This window comes from Halalkalibacter suaedae (assembly GCF_017939705.1).
Lineage (GTDB): Bacteria > Bacillota > Bacilli > Bacillales > Bacillaceae_D > Halalkalibacter > Halalkalibacter suaedae.
The window spans coordinates 654,012-672,297 of record NZ_JAGKSQ010000002.1; the positions used below are offsets into that span (position 1 = coordinate 654,012).

Here is an 18,286-nt window from a genome sequence, read left to right on the forward strand (position 1 = left end):
AGAAGTGAACAGCATCCGGACGTTTTTATTTTAATCAGTATAGGTCTTATTGTGATAACACTTTAGAAATAACTCCAATTTGATCAATATTATCCTTTGCTCTGCCAAAGAACCCTGCAATATAATGACCTGAAGGAGCTGTGATCGTCATTGCTTCTCCTGTCTTGGTACCGCCTGAGATCACACGACCGGTGTTTGTTTTAAATTCCGCATAAAAGATACGATTATCTCCATTATAGTTTTTCTTGTAAAACGTAGCTTCAGTTAGATACTCATTAGCCGCTAATTGCAATGTCTTTACAGTTCCACCTGTGCCACCTTGTCGTAATACGGTCCCATTCTTATAATTCATAGACAATCCATCTACACGTGCGCCTGCATTTATCGTTAATGAGGTTGGTTTAGAGTTAACTACTGCTTCATTTGATAAGAAATTAAATGCATTTCCACCAGAACCACCCCAAGCAGTGCTCATATCAATAGTAAGATTCTTTTTATATTCGAATGTAACAGCTATAGGATAATGATCCGAAAGTTGTTGTCCATTACTATCAACAAAGATTGAATCTTCTAATCTATAGGATAATGCGGTTAAATCTAGTGACGGACTACTTCTATAGAATACTTTGTCAACAACCTCGAAGTTCACACCATTCTTATTACTACCATCCATTAAAGCTTCTCCATCAGCAGGTACCATCCCGTTTCTTACAAGATCAACCCACGGATCCCGCAAACCGGTAGCCTCAAGTAATACTTCTTCAAAATTGTCATCGCCTCTCGTATAACGAGAGTTGGTATCCCCTAGAACAATCACTGCGTTGCCCGCTGAATGGGTGTTAATATATTCAGCCAATTGAATCATATTATCTCTTCTAGCTGCAAGTGACCCGCTATCTCCTCCTGCATCTGTATGCACTGTATAAACATCAACATATACACCTGGCTCTACCATCATCTGTGAATACATAAATCCTTTTGGTGTTAACTGATCATCACCATTGCCTAGGAAGCCATGTCTTTGTCTCCACGTTATTCTTTTAGTATCCTTAATCGGAAATTTAGATAGGAAGTTCATTCCGTCCCCAAATGGAACGTTCCCAGAATGTGCGGTTAAATAAGGATGTGTCGTCTCTCTAATCAAATCGTTATGATAAGCAAAGTCCTCCTGCACCGCTACAAGGTCATATCGATTCAATAATGGGCTTATTTTACTCGTGTTCACCTGCGGATTTTCACCAGTTAATATATCTGGTAGACCTGCTACATTATACGTCGAAACGCTAAATGTTTTTGTGCTTGCGCTAGCAGACAACGGCTCTTTGTTCACGACCACCAATAGCAACAATATGATTCCTACTACTAACCCTGCTTTTTTACATTTACTCAAAAACAATTTAACCACTCCTCTGATATAGTATTAAATTTGAATTTGAACTGTAACTTGCCTAGCTGCTAATAGAAAGTATAACTACTAATTGTTAATAGAATTCTATGAATAAGAAAAGGTTATGTAAATTTTACCATTTAGGTGCTTAGGAATACCGTTCTAATCTACCAATTCACTCACTAGCCTTTCCTGTCAAAAAATGCTGAATCATATTATTTTTCAAGAAATAATTTGAAATTGTCACTACGAACAAAACGATATTCCCCATAAAAAAATGCCTGACCACTATGGACAGACACTTAGTTATTATCATCGTTTTCTCTCTATCAAGTTGCTTATAGTCACGCCTGCCATCAACCACCAGTTCCTTTCACGCATACTTACTCTGTTTCAAGGTTAAACTGACTCCCCCTCATCAGCTAGAGAAGGATAGGAACCCGCTTTATCGATAATTAAATGATCGATTCCGATACTGTGTTTATTATCTCGAAATGCTCCAGCAGAAACCCCCATCGTCTTTCTGAACACTTTGTTGAAGTAGTTCGCGTTTGAAAAGCCAACCTTTTCTGAAATATCGGTTACAGTCGCATCAGTAGAGCGCAACAACCCGACTGCTTTTTGTATTCTGATTTTTGTCAGATATTGCATTGGTGGCATTTTCAGTTTTTGTTTGAATTGCTTAATAAAATAAAACCGCGAGTAACCTGATACAGATGCGATTTCATCAAGTGTGAGTGGTTCATGATAATGTGAGTGAATAAATGAGAGAGCCTTTGTCATTTGTTGGCTGAGGGGATCCTCTGCTTCTTCGATACTACGAACAAAACGATAGCCTTCCATAATAAACTCATACGCCTTTGCAGAAGCATAGTATGGATCTGTGATCTTATCTTCTTTCGTGCTTTGATAGATTTCAAAAACTAGGTCAATTAACTTCGAATCTGGCGGAACCTTTATCACAGGTCCCTGTTGATTTCCGATCAACTCCCAGCATTTCGCAGCTTCATGACCCTCCAATGTTAAGAATACGAAATCCCATCCTTTACTTTCTTCAGGAAAATAATAACGATGCTCACTTGGTACCTTAACGACAAATGCTTCTCCTGGTTCCACTGAATACGTCATACCATCCATATCGATCATTCCAAATCCAGCAATTGTATACTGAAATACATAGGTGTCGACATCTTTTCGTTTTAAACCATGCCAGTCGTATAGATCACCAGGCTTGAGCTCTTCCCGACCCACTACTCTAAGATTAGCTACATGATTAGGACCTGTATCGAAAAAACGAAACCCGTACACTCCGTACTTTGCTTGACCTTCATTAGCTGTCAATCGCACTATTTTACCCTCCAATCACACTAACTTACCGTTGAGAAGAAATTGAAACCGCTTTACTATGATTATATCAAGATAAATCAATAAAGGAGAAGTTGTTTTTCCAATTATTTTTAGAACAATTTCTAGCTTAAGTGTCTCGTTACATTATCATTAGGAGGTAACCCTTATGTCAAAAATAACATTTCTTGGAGCAGGAAGTACGATATTCGCAAAGAACGTCCTCGGTGATTGTATGTTTGTCCCTGCATTAGCAGGCTTCGAGTTTGCACTATTTGATATTGATGAGCAGAGATTAAAAGACTCTGAAAACATGTTAAACAATCTAAAGAAAAGCCTAAATGCAAATGTAAGCATCAAAGCTTATTCTGACCGAAAAGAAGCCCTTCGAGGAGCGAAATATGTGATCAATGCTATTCAAGTAGGTGGATACAAGCCAAGCACTGTCATTGATTTTGAAATCCCTAAAAAATATGGCCTTCGTCAAACGATTGCCGATACAGTTGGAATTGGTGGGATTTTCAGATCACTCCGCACTATTCCAGTTATGATGGACTTTGCAAAGGATATCGAAGAGGTTTGTCCTGACGCCTTATTTTTGAATTACACGAACCCGATGGCAACCTTAACAGGTGCACTTCTCCGTTATACAAATGTAAAGACAATTGGCCTTTGTCACAGTGTGCAAATTTGCACAGAGCATCTCTTCCAGTCGCTAGGAATGGATCACGCCGGAATTGAGGAACGAATTGCCGGCATTAATCATATGGCCTGGTTACTTGAGGTCAAAAAAGATGGGAAGGATTTATATCCTGAAATTAAGCTTCGTGCAAAGGAAAAACAACAGACCAAGCATCATGACATGGTACGTTTTGAGCTAATGGATAAGTTCGGCTATTATGTCACAGAATCCTCCGAGCATAACGCAGAATATCACCCATACTTCATTAAACAAAACGAGCCTGACTTAATTGATCGATTCAATATTCCCCTTGATGAGTATCCTAGACGTTGTATTGAGCAAATTGAGGGCTGGAATAATATGCGTGATCAAGTCGTCAACAACGACAACCTCACACATACACGGTCACATGAATATGGATCACGCATCATTGAAGCGATCGAAACAAACATTCCTTTTAAATTTGGAGGTAATGTCTTAAATAGAGGAAATCTCATTAGTAATCTACCTGAAAAATCAGTCGTCGAAGTTCCTTGTGTTGCCGACCGAAGCGGGATTAACCCGTGCTATGTAGGAGAGCTCCCTGAACAATTAGCTGCATTAAACCGGACAAATATTAATACACAGCTTCTTACAATCGAAGCAGCGATGACACAGAAAAAGGAGCATCTCTATCAAGCCGCCCTACTCGACCCGCACACTGCAGCTGAATTATCAATGGATAAGATTATTGCGATGTGTGATGACTTAATTGAGGCACATGGTGATTGGATTCCGGTGTTTAAAGCCTAAATGGATAGTTAACATGTCAAGTTGGATAGTAAAGTAGCCAACTTCGATAGTAAACTGCTTTCCAAGTTATACAAAAGATACGCAAAACACTAACATTCTTGATAAAACGTTGTCCATCTTATCGCTCCCATGTCCAGAATAAAAAACTAAGAAGGTGCCGTTTTGAGAATGCACCTTCTTTTAGTTCAATGGATTTATGATAAACTAACGCTATAAGACGATCATTGATTGGCTCGGCTCAGCAAAAAGACTAAGTTTAATTAAAAGGAGCGTTACTTGATGTACATGATCATTGTACTACCTATAGCGATATTGATCGGTTTTATTATTTTTGTTCTAGTAAATAATAGTAACAAGTCCGGGATGAAGCTAATGTTACTAGGAATAAGCGTTATTATAGTTGGTGGGATAATATTACTAGATAACGAGTCTAATTGGGGTGGCTTTGAATATCTTTTCGTACTTAATGGCCTCCTATTATCTGTTCTCGGTTTTTCGAAAAACAACTAACCACTTATTGATAGCAACAATCGTGATACATAACCACACCAGTTCGTTCTGTCAAAAGATGTTGAATCATATTATTTTACAAGAAATAATCTAAACACGCTATGGATCATCAGAAAATAACAAGGTATGAAAAACGATAGTCTAACCCTAACGTCTATTTGGTTCTAAATGAAAACGTTTATGTACATATATTGAAGCATTTCATTTAAGATAGATTAAAACACAAAGAAGCTGTGAGATAATTAAAGGATCTAACTGAAATACCGATAAAGCAATCACGTAGCGGATGAAATATACGTAGACTCCTGCGGGACATAAAAGCCAAAGGTGAGACCCCACAGGCGAAGCCGAGGAGGCTCACCGGCTTCCCGCGGAAAGCGAAGTATATTTCAGGAGCGATTTACGCACGCCAACTATTATTGTTCGTTTTTTTTATTAGTTAAATCACTTTTGCTCCAGCCCACGATAGATTCTTATCCCTTTTATTTTAAAGTGAAAGAAGCCAAATTAGCTATTCCAGGTCCTCGATAAGTTAGATACAACGCTTGATCTCCGTTTGGTATATTAATATCCGCAGAATATGTCGTCCACACATTTGTAAATTGAACAGGGATTGTAGCTAAGACTTCACCATCCCAAGCCGTCTTCAATTCAAAAGAACCACTACAATAGCCTCGAACACTTATGCTTATCGATTTGACATCTTGACAGTTAAAATACTTAAATCCAGCCGTTGCAGAGTCCTTCATATTTGAGATATATCCCGTTTCCTCGTCGCCATCTTTTCCATCTTGTGTAATTCTAGGAAACTGGCTATCCATCAATAGTTCACCGGTGTAAACAGACTCATCCTTGCAAAAGAGGTTACACGCTATATAAGCCGGGTATTCCCCCTGTCCCAAAAGTGCCCCAGCATTTGGACCGCATGATGTCACCTCGACTTGCGGAATGGTTCCATCTTCTAAGAATTCTATTTTTTCCAAACATCCCTGCCGACTAAAGCTAGAACCATTCGTATGTCTGTGATAGAAGACATACCAGCTCTCACCGATTTCAACGATACTGCCATGATTATTCCCACCATAATACATCGGCTTATCTGCGGGCTTATACGTATCAATACCGAGATCATTATTACTAATAATCACACCTCTATACACAAAACCTTTCGTAGGATGCTTACTTGTTGCATAGCAAAGCTCATGCATGACAACTGAAGAATAAATCATGTAATACGTATCGCCTACTTTTCTAATAGAAGGTGCTTCAAAAAATTCGTGCCCTTCAAAGCCACTGCCTTTACTATAAGGTTTACTTGGAAGAATAAATGTCGGAGCTTCCACAATCGTTAGCATATCCGGACCAAGAACCGTAGCCATCGCTCCATGTCTCGATGTATCACCCGCTGCACAAAACCCCGTATAGAGATACGTCAGGTCTCCCTCCGTCAAAACACCTGGATCAAATTGAGGTTCATCCCCTTCACGCTCTCCTAAACGAGTTCCATCCTCATAATGGACATATCCATAAAATTCATATGTACCAGCAGGCGCATCACAAATTGCAACCGATACAACAGAAACCTTATCTAACACATAGTACAAGTAGTACCTCCCATCAGGTCCCGCTGTCACATCAGGTGCATACAGACACATATTCCCAGCTTGATTCAGCGGGTCATCAGTTTTTTTATAACTAACACCTTCATATCGCCAATTTCCTAAATCCTGTACTGGTGCCGACCAGCATACATAATCGTTGAGACAAAATACATGACCGTTGAATCGATCGTGTGAACCGTAAACATATACCCGATCGTTAAAAATATATGGTTCACCATCTGGGATGTACTCCCAAGACGGAAGATACGGATTTAGACCTTGTTTTTTCATTAATACCCTCTCCATTTCTATTGATTTGCTAAACAAATAATAGTCAAGAGTTCACCTCGAAGTGTAGCAAACTAGATGAATATGATCCTCCTTCGTGTCGGCAATCTCATTGAACGAATACTTTGTTCGTAATACCTTTACACTGTAGACTTTAGATACCATACCTCTTCGATCTATCAGGTGTATTTAACCTGACAGCATGATATTGATAATTATCAGACCAGTTTTTCTGTGATTGATCATCAATCTTTAAATCCTATAACTTTAGATGAAATCGCTTACATAAATTACAGGTTCAACAAAGGCTTGTTTAATTCCTTCTAAAGGAGGATTATAACTCTCTAGAAAGATGAAACCTCTATAACATCATTAGAATGAATCAAGAATACGATAGATCATACATACATTAAATGTTTAAATGGAGGTATACATGATTCAACTAATGGGAAGACCGTTTCAATTAGATAATTCGACGAACATGAGCAATATGGAAAAAATGATCATACAATCTATGGATCAAGCACCCGACCTCTATTCGTATCATTCCATGGATGAGTTTTCTTTTGAAATCAACATACGCAGAAATCTGATTGAAAGTGCGATTAGCATGAGTGAAGGTCAATCACAATTTACAACCTTCGAACATACTAGTTGTAATCCTAGCTATTGGTATGTGTCGGAAAGTGGCGGGTTCTTATTAAGAAATGACGTCAGGCCATCTGATGGGATTTGGGACATTTATCGTAATAGCTCACTTTATTCCTTTGAATGTGCAACAGCTTGTGTCATTAACTTCTACCATGCCATTCTTCGTCAGATCGGTGATCACTTGTTTAATTTGATCTTTCAAAATCTCTATTTATACAGCTGGCATACCGATTCCGACCTTGAGCTGCAGACCTTTTATGGCGATTTATTGCCTGGTGATGTCGTGTATTTTAGTAATCCTGACGTTAATCCCAATACATTTTGGTATCGAGGAGAAAATGCTGTCTTTCTAGGTAATGATCTTTTTTTTGGACATGGAATTGGCATAAAGTCCGCTGAAGAAATGATCGAAATCTTAAATGAATTTAGACAACCACAGAGTACTCAATCCAGCTATTTGACAAATTTAATTACAAGGCCATCATTTTCAAGACTTTATCAATTCCTCTCCCTGCAAAGAAATGACCGAACCTATAAAAAACAACAGTACCTAATCCATCATAACCATTGCTCGATTTCCTATTTACAACATCTTTATTTTTTATTTAAACGATAAAAGTGACCAAGGACACATACCCATTTTTATAATAGACGGGCTCAACATTAGTCTAGATGCGTAGTATATAGAGATCTTAGACTAACTCGAAAAGGAAGTGTCAACATGCATGCTAACGTTAACGCCCCCTATACAATGGGTGCAAATGTAAATGCTCCATTCACTAATATGGCTGCACCACTAACGATGGGTGCTTATGCTCCAGAACAACCATTTTATACTGCCCCTACTTATGGATATGGAATGCCGCCTGCACCTGTAGCTCAAAACGATTCTTTCACACTTATTGTTGTTTTATTTATCCTGTTAATTATTGTTGGAGCAGCTTACCTGCCTAAATGCTAATCGAGAACCCCTGTACAATACATTGTACAGGGGTTTTTTTATGAAAATAATCTTTTACTTATTATTGCTAAGGGACAGATGCTTATATGACGATACAGCGACTTCATTTTTAGAACAGAAACCAATAGTCCTCAACTTTTCATCAAATTCGTTTAAACTATCAACCTTAACTAAAAAAAGAGGTTGGGACATAACTAAAGTGTCTAACTGAAATGCCGAAAAAAGCAATCACATAGCGGATGAAATATACGTAGACTCCTGCGGGATCTAAAAGCCAAGGGTGAGACCCCACAGGCGTAGACGAGGAGGCTCACCGGCTTCCCGCGGAAAGCGTAGTATATTTCAGGAGCGGTTTATGTCCGCTAACTATTGTTATTCGGATTTTCTACCAGTTAAATCACTTTTGTCCCAACCTCTTCTTTCACCAATTTATTTCTTAAACACAGCTAAAGGATTGAATTCGTTCAAGATCGATACCGAAATAGACCCATCTAAACCCGTTCCAACGATACCCAGCAACAGAGCGGCGTCCCACGTAGGTTGGATAGAACCAGAACTGTTGAAATCTACTTAATCTCACATACGTATATCGATATAAGCAACCTCTAATACTACCTGGATCTACAGCAAATGTACTTACATCTTGTGATTGCGATATTTGCATTGATTGTGGGATCGTTGAAGGCGGCGGGTTCATTGGTGGTCCAGCTTGCGGTCCTTGTCCAGGTGGTCCGAATGGAGGTTCTCCCTGAGGTCCTTGTCCGGGTGGTCCGAATGGAGGCCCTCCTTGCGGCCCTTGTCCAGGCGGTCCGAATGGGGGTGGTGAACTAGGTTGGCCGAATTGGCCTCCTCCTTGTGACGGAAAGAAAGGGAAAAACATTCTATCTTCATATGATACCGTGTCATATCCTTCTGGCATATAAGTAGGGACGTCCGTGAATTGGTTGTGGTAGCCGTTTGAATACATGGAATACACTCCTTTTGTTTAGTCCCCACATTCTATGTTTTAGGCCTTTAACTATCAACTTGTACCCATAAAAATGGGTGATTACCTACCTTTACAGACAAAAAGTAATTCATCCTCGAACTACACTGGTCATAGCTGGGTTAGCTATCTCTTTCTAACCCCGCCCTTTTTATATATTTTTTCAACTGTAATTATCTACAAATATATACTAAATACGGTAAATGAAATTATTAGTTACTCAAATTGATGATCTCATAAGACTTCTATAGGGGAGATTACTTGAGCATGATTTTCTATTCATAGTAATAACGAGACTGGACATAAATAAAGTGTCTAACTGAAATACCGAACAAAACACTTACCTAGTGGATGAAATATACGAAGACTCCTGCGGGATGTAAAAGAGGCCACTGAAAAAGGTATGATTTTCACCTTTTTTTAGGGGCCTTTAAGCAATGAGCGAACCGTTGCATTGTCTTAAGCCTTCTATGAGTGGGTTTCTCATAGAAGGCTTGCAACGTGTGGAGCCATTGCTGCTTCCTCGAACCTGCCCAAAGGGACTTTTTCAGTGGGCTCATGTAAAAGCCAAGGGTGAGACCCCACAGGCGTAGACGAGGAGGCTCACCGGCTTCCCGCGGAAAGCGTAGTATATTTCAGGACCGGTTACGTCCGCCACTTATCATTGTTCGGATTTTCTATTAGTTAAATTACTTTTGTCCCAACCTCTTATTTTACTATTCACTTGACTTACTACAACGATACGTACAGGGGCTGAGAGATAAGAGCACTTGATAGGTAAATCCTTTCTACTTACTAGCTATAGTCGATAAAAACTCCTCGTAGCTAGCAATGGCCTTATCCATTTTAGCATTAAGCTCTTGGTCAATCGTTTGTTTTTCAGGATGCTTTTTAAAATAGTCAATCGATTGTTGTATACCTTCCTCAAATGAGGTTGTTGCCTTAAATTCTGGGACAAAGGCTTTTATTTTACTGTTATCAACGATATAGCTGTTAGCTGCATCACCAAACAAAGGTGCCTTCATTTCAGGAATAAACAATGAAATACACTCTGATGTCATATGGATCATCTTTGGTTCGACTCCAAGAACTTTACCAATGGCCGTTAGATACTGATTCCACGTTTTAACCTCATCAGAAGTGATATGAAATGCTTGTCCAATTGTTTCAGGGTTACCTAACAGACCAACCAATCCCTTGGCGAAATCCGTATTGTGCGTAATCGTCCATAAAGAGGTTCCATCTCCTGGAACAATCATTTTCTTTCCATTAAGAATCCGGTCAATCAAGGTCCATGGATGTGCAGCACTTGTGATCGCAAAAGGGATCGCCGTCTCTCCATATGTATGTGAAGGGCGAACAATGGTCATGGGAAAGTTCTTTTCTTCATATTCCTCTATCAATCTTTTCTCACAAGCTATTTTGTTTGTCGCATAGTCCCATACCGGGTTATGTTGGGTTGTTGTTTCATCGACTATGTAATAACTCGGTGGTCGTTCGTAGGTAGCGACTGTACTAATAAAAATATATTGCTTCGTTTTACCTGTGAAATAGTGAATATCTCTTTCGATTTCCTCTGGAGAAAAGATAATCCAGTTAACGACCACATCAAACGATTGATCCTGTAACAGCGCTTCCATTTCACTCCGGTTATTAATATCGCCTCGAATCACATTTGCTCCTTCTGGTACAAAAGCGTCACGATTTCCACGATTTAAAAGATACAAATCAATTCCTTCCGCAACAGCTAATTGTGAAGCCGCACTACTTATCAGACCTGTTCCACCAATGAATAAGACTTTCATTTAATCCCCTCCTTGTTAGGCTATGTTTTGCTGAGCCTATAGTTAATTTTAACACAGATGAAAATGTGGCTGATCTGCTACCGTAAAACTTTATGGCTGAATTCGAACGGGAGTGCCAATTGGAACCAATTGAGCTAACTCTTCCACATCTCGATTGTACATTCGGATACACCCTTTAGAGACAGCTTGACCGATCGAGCTGGGATTATTCGTGCCATGAATACCATAATGTTGCTTAGACAAGCTCATCCACATTGTGCCAAAGGGGCCTCCAGGGTTCGGTGCTTTATTTATAATGATATAGGTGCCGATCGGTGTTTCATGCAGGATTCTTCCGACAGCGATTGGATATTGTTTTTGTATGACTCCATCCTTTATTAATCGTAACCATCGGTTGTTAATGGATACCTCAATCCGATACGGAATCAAACTGGATGATGGAAATCCTGGGATCACAATCGATTGACCTACAGTGATAACATTCGGGTTGATTGACGGATTAGCACGGATAATCTCATTTAACGGTTTTCGGTAATCTATTGCGATTTGATTTAGGCTTTCACCAGGTTTGACCACATGAACCATTTTCGCCACCTCCAGAATGGGAACATAATTCATTCTATGTAGGATGTGGAAACAGATTCGTTCATTTTATTGATAAGTCGCAGTTATTTGGTGTGACAACTTATTTGGACAGTAAAGTGATTTGGGAGGATAGTAAAGGGCCTTGGATAGATAGTAAAGTGCTTTGGACGGGTAGTAAACCGCTTCTTGGACAGTAATATCGCTTTAGTCGACAGTAAAGCCTCTCATTCGGCGAGTAAAGGGCCTTAGCCCGTTAGTAAACTGCTTCTTGGACAGTAATATCGCTTTAGTCGACAGTAAAGCCTCTCATTCGGCGAGTAAAGGACCTTAGCCGGTTAGTAAACTACTTCTTGGATAGTAATATCGCTTTAGCCGACAGTAAAGCCTCTCATTCGGCGAGTAAAGGACCTTAGCCGGTTAGTAAACCGCTTCTTGGATAGTAATATCGCTTTAGCCGACAGTAAAGCCTCTCATTCGGCGAGTAAAGGACCTTAGCCGGTTAGTAAACCGCTTCTTGGATAGTAATATCGCTTTAGCCGACAGTAAAGCCTCTCGTTCGGCGAGTAAAGGACCTTAGCCGGTTAGTAAACTACTCCTTGGCTAGTAATATCGCCTTGGCCGACAGTAAATCCTCCCGTTTGGCGAGTAAAGGGCCTTAGCCGGTTAGTAAACTACTTCTTGGATAGTAATATCGCTTTAGCCGATAGTAAAACCCTCTATTCGGCGAGTAAAGTGCCTGCTACCGATAGTAAACCCATCTAGCTGAACAAGTAACCCAATTAAGTTCACTAGTAAATCACACCCACACTAACTAATCAACACCCCCTCTTATCATTATTCTCATCTGGACTACCTCATCGTTCCCACGTGAACATAAAAAAAGAAGGAGCTTTTCAAGAAAGCTCCTTCTTCTACTATAATTTCACTTAACATTAGCATAACTGCCCCAAAAATTATGATTCAGACACCATCTCGTTCAAAACCCAAACAATCCGCACATCACCACGATCAACTAATAACGCTCCTAGCCTACTCCTCACCAAATATATACTTCTTCAGAAACTCATTCTGAAACTTCCCCGTTGGGTCATACTGCTTCAGAAGCTTTTGAAAATCTGGTAGCTTTTCATAGAGTGATTGGAGCTTGTCTGGTGCCATCGTAAATAGCTTACCCCAGTGAGGTCGTGCATCGAATTGGGCTAATCGCTCCTCAATCTTTGGTAATACCTTCTGAACCTCTTCCCAGTTATCTTTCCACGTAAAGTGAAAGCCAACCGATTCTCTTTTATAATACGGACTCATCCAAAGCTCATCCTTAGCAATCGTACGTATTTCCGATATTTGCAGAAGCGGTGCAATTTCCTCTTTCAATGGGGCGATCGCTTGTAATGCGGTGTAGGCACGCTCCCTCGCCATGATGTACTCCGTTTGCAGCTCCTTCCCACTACTAGGTAGAAAGTCCATTTTGAAATGAGGTAATCGATCATGCCATTCACCTGCTACTCCCATTTGTTCTGTGCAATTCTCGACGGCTTGCCCTGGTACAGGGTGGACATTAGCTACAGTCGCAGTTGCTTCAAAAAAATCAGGTGCAATTGAACAATCGTTATCAACAACAACTTGCTGCTTGAGCCATACTTGGTTAAAGCTTTCGTTCTTCCAATCTGTAAAAAGACTGACACTATAGGCACTTGACGTAATAGCATCCAATTCATTTTCTAATTGAGACATCGATAGATTCTCATATACGAGCTGCCTAATCTGAAAGGATGGGATCACATCTAATGTCAATTGGGTAACGACCCCCAACCCTCCTAACCCTACTGAAACACCGTCCATAATCTCAGGATCTTCATCACGAGAGAAGCTAACCACATCGCCCTCAGCCGTTACGACTTCCATAGTACGAACTGATGTAGCAAGGCTCTGATTACCATCACCAGATCCGTGTGTTGCAGTTGCACAGGCACCTGCTACAGAAATATGCGGAAGCGAAGCCAAATTTGGCAATGCAAGCCCTTGAAGATGAAGATACTTACTCAAATCTCCATACGTGATTCCACCTTCAACCGTAACCGTTTGCTTGTCACGGTCTAAGCTCACAACCCGGTTTAAACGTTCTAAGGAGATATGATCCTCATTCGTATCGGCAATACTATTAAAAGAATGCCGAGTTCCGACTACCTTTACACTGCTACTCGAAGCAACTATCTTTTGCACTTCTTCTATCGTTTCAGGCACATGCAGCCTTTCTGCATGATACTGATAATTCCCAGCCCAGTTACGGTGATCTTTCATAGTCTCCAACTCCTCTATCTAAAGATGACACTACTAACATTATAAAATAGTTTCAACGAATGCGTGTCCTTTTCCTTTATATTACTCATAATTACAAATAACGTATGGATTTCTCCACTCTCGAAACCCATACGTTTTGCATGCGACTAGTTTGGTTGTGTCTTTGAAATTATCTTATTTGTAACTCTATTAACAATCGAATAGATTAATAGAGTTTAAACAACATCGCTCCGTGTACAGGAATCGTCTGTTCAATCTTATCATTAATCAGACCTACTTCCTCACCCTTCCACAGGTCACGAGCATTCATAGCTGATGTAAGGCCAAGCTCATCCAATGTCACACTTACAGATGTCTCTTCCTCCGATGCGTTAAACAAGGCAACATACGTATTGCCATTATCATCATTAGCCATCCAGACAATTTTATCATCCTGACGTGAGACTAATTTCGCACTATGACTGTTTTGATGCATTGATAGCACCTCGGCATTTGTTAAAAGGGAAAGGGTCCATTCATCATTGTCACGTAACTCACCGCCAAACATTAACGGAGACCGGAAAATACTCCACAATGTCATCATCGTCACTTGCTCGTCTTTTGTGAAACGAGTCCAACGATCACTCCCTCCACCGTCAACAGAGCGAATGCCGATATGCCCTAATGGCAGCATGTCACAATCCGGCCAATTTCCTGGCTGTACATGGGAATACCATCGTTCACAGCGATCAAACATATCATGAAGCAGTTCCCACTTATCCCAGAAGTCGTCAGTCATTCTCCACATATTCGCATTTGCCTTTAATTCCTCGGCATGTTCAACTGGAGCTGGTCCAGGAGAAAGACTTAATACGATGTCACGACCACATTTGTCAATTGCTTTCCGAATAAGCTCGATCTCTGGAAGATGAACATGGTACAATCTAGATGCTGCGATATCATCTACTTTAATAAAGTCAACGCCCCACTCCGCATACATTTGAAATAAGGAATCATAGTATTCCTGTGCCCCTTCCTTAGATGCATCAACGCCGTACATATCTGTATTCCATGGGCAGATAGAATTCGGATGGGCGATATCTCTTGCACGGACATTCGTTCCAAGTAATGCCGTATTTGCATGAACAGCCTGACGTGGAATTCCACGCATAATATGAATTCCAAATTTCAAACCTAGATCGTGTACATATTTAGCTAACTCTTTGAAACCGTTGCCATTTGCAGCTGAAGGAAAACGGTTCGCTGCTGGCATTAGACGTGAATATTCATCCATTTCTAACGGCACGAACGGTCTGTAGAGAGAGGAATTGGCTCCTGGCTCATACCATTGTATATCGACTACGACATAATCCCAGCCGTACTCCTTCAAATGCTGTGCCATATAATCAGCATTTGCCCTCACTTCTTCTTCTTTTACCGCGGCTCCGTAACAATCCCAGCTATTCCAGCCCATTGGTGGTGTTTGGGCAAATGTACGATGGTTTTTATTATTTAATTGTGATCCGTTACTCATTTCATCCATCCCTTTCATTTAACACTTTTTTGCTATATAGATTTATAATAATGTGTATCCGTTTAAGCAATCCACAATAAATATTTGCTATCGGTTGTAATATATTGCTCTTTATTATTCGATCTTTAGCTGGTTAATGGATGTGAGCTGACGTCCAGCACGAAAATCTCCAGGAGAGAAGCCGATCCACTTCCGAAACACCTTGATAAAATAACTACCATTTGCGTACCCTACTGTTCTCGCAATTTCTTCGATGGTCACATCTGTTTCACGTAAGAGTCTCACTGCATGTTCAATACGAATTTTCGTTAAATACTCAATTGGAGTATATCCTGTTGCTTTTGTGAAGCTTCGCGTAAAATGATACTTGGATAATTCTACTGATTGAGCAATATCCTCGAGACTTTGTAGTATTTTATAATGCTGTTCCATTTGTTCAACAGCCATCTGAATTTTCGGAGGCCAGGCTTCTTTTTCTTTTTGGTAGGACGTGCTAAATCTATAGAGCTCCATCATAAATTGATAGACAATGGAGGATGCACGGTACCCATCGGTAATATGCTTCTTACTTGCAGCATGAACAACATCCTGTAATAAAAGAATAACAGAGCTTTCCCTTGGGATTTGAACAACAGGTCCTATTTGCTGATTAAGTTCATGCCATTGCTCTGAAATTGTGTTAGGTCTCATTAACATAAAATAAAACTCCCATGACTCGCTTGACGAAGGCAGATAATAGCGATGAGAACTCGGGATCTCAACCATAAACGCAGCTCCAGGCTCAACCTTATATGTAACCCCATCCACCTCGACATGACCGAAGCCGGAAAGAGTATATTGAAACAAGAAAAGAGGTCCGTCAATTCGCTTAAGTCCATCCCAATCATAATCCTGACTCGTCACCTTATCAAAACCGACCGCATAAAGCTGACAGAATGCACGACCAAGTGTATCTAGAAACCTGAATCCATATGTATCATAGGGCATAGTATTGTTCATATTAGAACTCCTTAGGTGAAAAATAGCTGTTAATATAGCAAATGCTGAGGATACATATGACTATTTTATAACGTTGATCATAATAGTCAACCAAGATGAAATCACGTTTTGTCAAAGTCTCGAGAAGTTTTCATCTGAGCATTTAATTACTACTTTTCTTTACTAGGATGTACAAGGCATTTAATTCGCATTTTATATTCGATAGCGTATTGGTTAATTGTTTTCAACATTTAGAGAAAACACCTGACCTCCATTAAGGCACCGCTGGATGTCAGATGTTTCGTTATGATTACAAATGATCTATTGAAAACAACGATGACACGCTTAGTTTTTTTGCTGTACGGCTGGTCTATCTTTTGCTTTATCTGATTCCGATGCATTTTTTCGAGCGGCTTCTTTATTTTGTGCTAATTCTTCTACGGTTTTCACTTTTAATCTCGCAGCGCCCTCATAATTCTTCGTTTCTAATAGATTTCCAGATTCCAATCTTTCCTTAGCTACTTGAATGGCTTCACTATACTGTGGCAACCATTGCTCCTGAGCGACCAGCATTTCATCGACAAGCTGCCAGATTTCCTTAGGATTACAAACAGCCCCAACGAGAGGATCCATCATCATGGCTTGTCGAAGCAACCGGTCGTCACCATTAACCGCTGCTTCAACGGCTAGTCTTTGAACAGAAATACTCACATTACAAACAGCAGCACAACCAAGTGGCAAATCACCTATATGTGGTATATTAATTCCATTTCGATCAACATAACCAGGAGCTTCGATAACGGCATCTGCTGGTAAGTTTGTAAGCACGCCATTATTAACAACATTAAAATGGCCTCTATACACACGTCCCGTTTCTAATGCTTCAATAATGTAAGAACCATGCTCCTCTCCACGCTCCCCTTGCTTATATTCAAAAGCTGGTTCCTTCAGCCAGTTGGGGAAATCCGTTTTAAACCAATTTCTACCTTCTTTACATACTCGGAGATATCCACCCGTCTCTCCATTAATCCACGTACCTAGATCAATCCAATCCTTTATTTCTTCTGAACGCTTTCGGTACCAAGGTACATACTCACTTAAATGGCCATTAGACTCTGTCGAATAATAGCCAAAGCGTTTGAGCATATCAATTCGGACCTTTTCCGTTTTTGGAAATTCCGGATGGTTCTCAAATGCCTCCAGTACGTTCGCTGTTAATTCCTCGCCGTCATGCTTGACACTGATATACCACGTTTGATGATTGATTCCAGCACATATGATGTCAACATCCTTTTTCTCGAGTCCAAACGCTTCTGCAATCTGCCGATGTCCACCTTGAACGCCATGACAAAGTCCAATAGTCCGAACTCCACCGTATTGATTACACGCCCATGTCACCATCGCCATCGGATTGGCATAGTTCAGCAATAGGCAATTAGGATCCGCTACTTCACGAATATCCTTACAGATGTCTAACATTTCTATAATACCACGCTGTCCATACATAATCCCTCCGGCACAAAGGGTATCTCCTACACATTGATCGATCCCGTATTTCAAAGGAATATCAATATCATATTCAAATGCCTCTAACCCGCCAATTCTCACTACAGAGAAGATATATTTAGCATCACGAAATGCCTCTTTCCGATTTTGTGTGGCATCGATTTGAATATCTAACCCATTTTCATCAATGTCTCTTTGGCAAAGCTGTCTAACCATTTCTAAATTTTCGTGATTAATATCAGTAAAGGCCACCTCAATGTTATGAAACTCAGGGACTGCTAATAAATCACGCAATAAGCCCCTTGTAAAACCAATACTCCCTGCACCAATAAAAGCAATCTTGAATGACATAGAACCAACTCTCCTCACATATAGAAATAGCAACTCCACTATAATAAGA

The 18,286-nt window shown here is 40.2% G+C and carries 14 protein-coding genes; 4 read left to right on the forward strand and 10 right to left on the reverse strand.

The genetic code is table 11. The features are described 5' to 3' along the window. Nucleotides 1-46: 46 nt before the first annotated feature. Both J7W16_RS07235 and J7W16_RS07240 read right to left on the reverse strand, forming a co-directional pair. Nucleotides 47-1,396 (reverse strand): jacalin-like lectin, encoded by a 1,350-nt coding sequence (locus J7W16_RS07235; RefSeq protein ID WP_210596599.1) that lies wholly within the window; start codon nucleotides 1,394-1,396, stop codon nucleotides 47-49. A gap of 390 nt (nucleotides 1,397-1,786) precedes the next feature. Beyond that, nucleotides 1,787-2,734 carry a helix-turn-helix transcriptional regulator gene (locus tag J7W16_RS07240; protein ID WP_210596600.1) on the reverse strand — a complete coding sequence of 316 codons (948 nt, stop codon included), beginning with the start codon at nucleotides 2,732-2,734 and terminating at the stop codon, nucleotides 1,787-1,789. Nucleotides 2,735-2,900: 166 nt separating this feature from the next. On the opposite strand from J7W16_RS07240, the gene melA (J7W16_RS07245) reads away from it, so the two are divergent. Together melA (J7W16_RS07245) and J7W16_RS07250 are read left to right on the forward strand one after the other, a co-directional pair. Continuing rightward, entirely contained in the window at nucleotides 2,901-4,205 is a 1,305-nt protein-coding gene (gene melA / locus J7W16_RS07245) for an alpha-glucosidase/alpha-galactosidase (RefSeq protein ID WP_210596601.1), read from the forward strand. Nucleotides 4,206-4,484: 279 nt separating this feature from the next. Further along, nucleotides 4,485-4,715, forward strand: coding sequence for a hypothetical protein (locus J7W16_RS07250; RefSeq protein WP_210596602.1), 231 nt, complete (start codon nucleotides 4,485-4,487; stop codon nucleotides 4,713-4,715). Nucleotides 4,716-5,197: 482 nt separating this feature from the next. Here J7W16_RS07250 and J7W16_RS07255 read toward each other — a convergent pair whose 3' ends face one another. Further along, nucleotides 5,198-6,607 carry a family 43 glycosylhydrolase gene (locus J7W16_RS07255; RefSeq protein WP_210596603.1) on the reverse strand — a complete coding sequence of 470 codons (1,410 nt, stop codon included), beginning with the start codon at nucleotides 6,605-6,607 and terminating at the stop codon, nucleotides 5,198-5,200. Between the two features lie 430 nt (nucleotides 6,608-7,037). Here J7W16_RS07255 and J7W16_RS07260 point away from each other — a divergent pair, with 430 nt between their 5' ends. Together J7W16_RS07260 and J7W16_RS22615 are read left to right on the forward strand one after the other, a co-directional pair. Further along, entirely contained in the window at nucleotides 7,038-7,871 is an 834-nt protein-coding gene (locus tag J7W16_RS07260) for a protein-glutamine gamma-glutamyltransferase (RefSeq protein WP_210596604.1), read from the forward strand. Between the two features lie 105 nt (nucleotides 7,872-7,976). Beyond that, nucleotides 7,977-8,216: a YjcZ family sporulation protein gene (locus tag J7W16_RS22615; RefSeq protein WP_472924496.1), complete on the forward strand. Its 240-nt coding sequence runs from the start codon at nucleotides 7,977-7,979 to the stop codon at nucleotides 8,214-8,216. Between the two features lie 436 nt (nucleotides 8,217-8,652). On the opposite strand, the gene J7W16_RS07270 is transcribed toward J7W16_RS22615, so the two are convergent. The 7 genes from J7W16_RS07270 to melA (J7W16_RS07300) form a co-directional block, all read right to left on the reverse strand. Then, the gene (locus tag J7W16_RS07270) at nucleotides 8,653-9,135 is read right to left on the reverse strand and encodes a hypothetical protein (protein ID WP_419095820.1); all 483 of its coding nucleotides are present in this window, start codon (nucleotides 9,133-9,135) and stop codon (nucleotides 8,653-8,655) included. 854 nt (nucleotides 9,136-9,989) lie between these two features. Then, complete coding sequence (locus J7W16_RS07275; RefSeq protein ID WP_210596605.1) at nucleotides 9,990-11,006, reverse strand: SDR family oxidoreductase; 1,017 nt, start codon at nucleotides 11,004-11,006, stop codon at nucleotides 9,990-9,992. A 90-nt stretch (nucleotides 11,007-11,096) separates the two neighbouring features. After that, a complete protein-coding gene (locus J7W16_RS07280) occupies nucleotides 11,097-11,591 on the reverse strand; it encodes a L,D-transpeptidase family protein (RefSeq protein WP_210596606.1) in 495 nt (164 codons plus the stop codon). Nucleotides 11,592-12,620: 1,029 nt separating this feature from the next. Next, a complete protein-coding gene (locus J7W16_RS07285) occupies nucleotides 12,621-13,889 on the reverse strand; it encodes an FAD-binding protein (RefSeq protein WP_210596607.1) in 1,269 nt (422 codons plus the stop codon). A 205-nt stretch (nucleotides 13,890-14,094) separates the two neighbouring features. After that, nucleotides 14,095-15,402, reverse strand: a complete 1,308-nt coding sequence (locus tag J7W16_RS07290; RefSeq protein WP_210596608.1) for a glycoside hydrolase family 27 protein — start codon at nucleotides 15,400-15,402, stop codon at nucleotides 14,095-14,097. Between the two features lie 114 nt (nucleotides 15,403-15,516). After that, nucleotides 15,517-16,401 (reverse strand): helix-turn-helix domain-containing protein, encoded by an 885-nt coding sequence (locus J7W16_RS07295; protein WP_210596609.1) that lies wholly within the window; start codon nucleotides 16,399-16,401, stop codon nucleotides 15,517-15,519. A 324-nt stretch (nucleotides 16,402-16,725) separates the two neighbouring features. Beyond that, nucleotides 16,726-18,237 (reverse strand): alpha-glucosidase/alpha-galactosidase, encoded by a 1,512-nt coding sequence (gene melA / locus J7W16_RS07300; protein WP_210596610.1) that lies wholly within the window; start codon nucleotides 18,235-18,237, stop codon nucleotides 16,726-16,728. Between the last annotated feature and the right edge of the window lie 49 nt (nucleotides 18,238-18,286).

Coding starts and splice junctions, on each gene's coding strand:
- J7W16_RS07290 (WP_210596608.1), bottom strand. CDS start 15,402: ATGAGTAACGGATCACAATTAAATAATAAAAACCATCGTACATTTGCC.
- J7W16_RS07285 (WP_210596607.1), bottom strand. CDS start 13,889: ATGAAAGATCACCGTAACTGGGCTGGGAATTATCAGTATCATGCAGAA.
- J7W16_RS07270 (WP_419095820.1), bottom strand. CDS start 9,135: ATGCCAGAAGGATATGACACGGTATCATATGAAGATAGAATGTTTTTC.
- J7W16_RS07260 (WP_210596604.1), top strand. CDS start 7,038: ATGATTCAACTAATGGGAAGACCGTTTCAATTAGATAATTCGACGAAC.
- J7W16_RS07280 (WP_210596606.1), bottom strand. CDS start 11,591: ATGGTTCATGTGGTCAAACCTGGTGAAAGCCTAAATCAAATCGCAATA.
- J7W16_RS07275 (WP_210596605.1), bottom strand. CDS start 11,006: ATGAAAGTCTTATTCATTGGTGGAACAGGTCTGATAAGTAGTGCGGCT.
- melA (WP_210596610.1), bottom strand. CDS start 18,237: ATGTCATTCAAGATTGCTTTTATTGGTGCAGGGAGTATTGGTTTTACA.
- J7W16_RS07250 (WP_210596602.1), top strand. CDS start 4,485: ATGTACATGATCATTGTACTACCTATAGCGATATTGATCGGTTTTATT.
- J7W16_RS07255 (WP_210596603.1), bottom strand. CDS start 6,607: ATGAAAAAACAAGGTCTAAATCCGTATCTTCCGTCTTGGGAGTACATC.
- J7W16_RS07295 (WP_210596609.1), bottom strand. CDS start 16,401: ATGAACAATACTATGCCCTATGATACATATGGATTCAGGTTTCTAGAT.
- melA (WP_210596601.1), top strand. CDS start 2,901: ATGTCAAAAATAACATTTCTTGGAGCAGGAAGTACGATATTCGCAAAG.
- J7W16_RS22615 (WP_472924496.1), top strand. CDS start 7,977: ATGCATGCTAACGTTAACGCCCCCTATACAATGGGTGCAAATGTAAAT.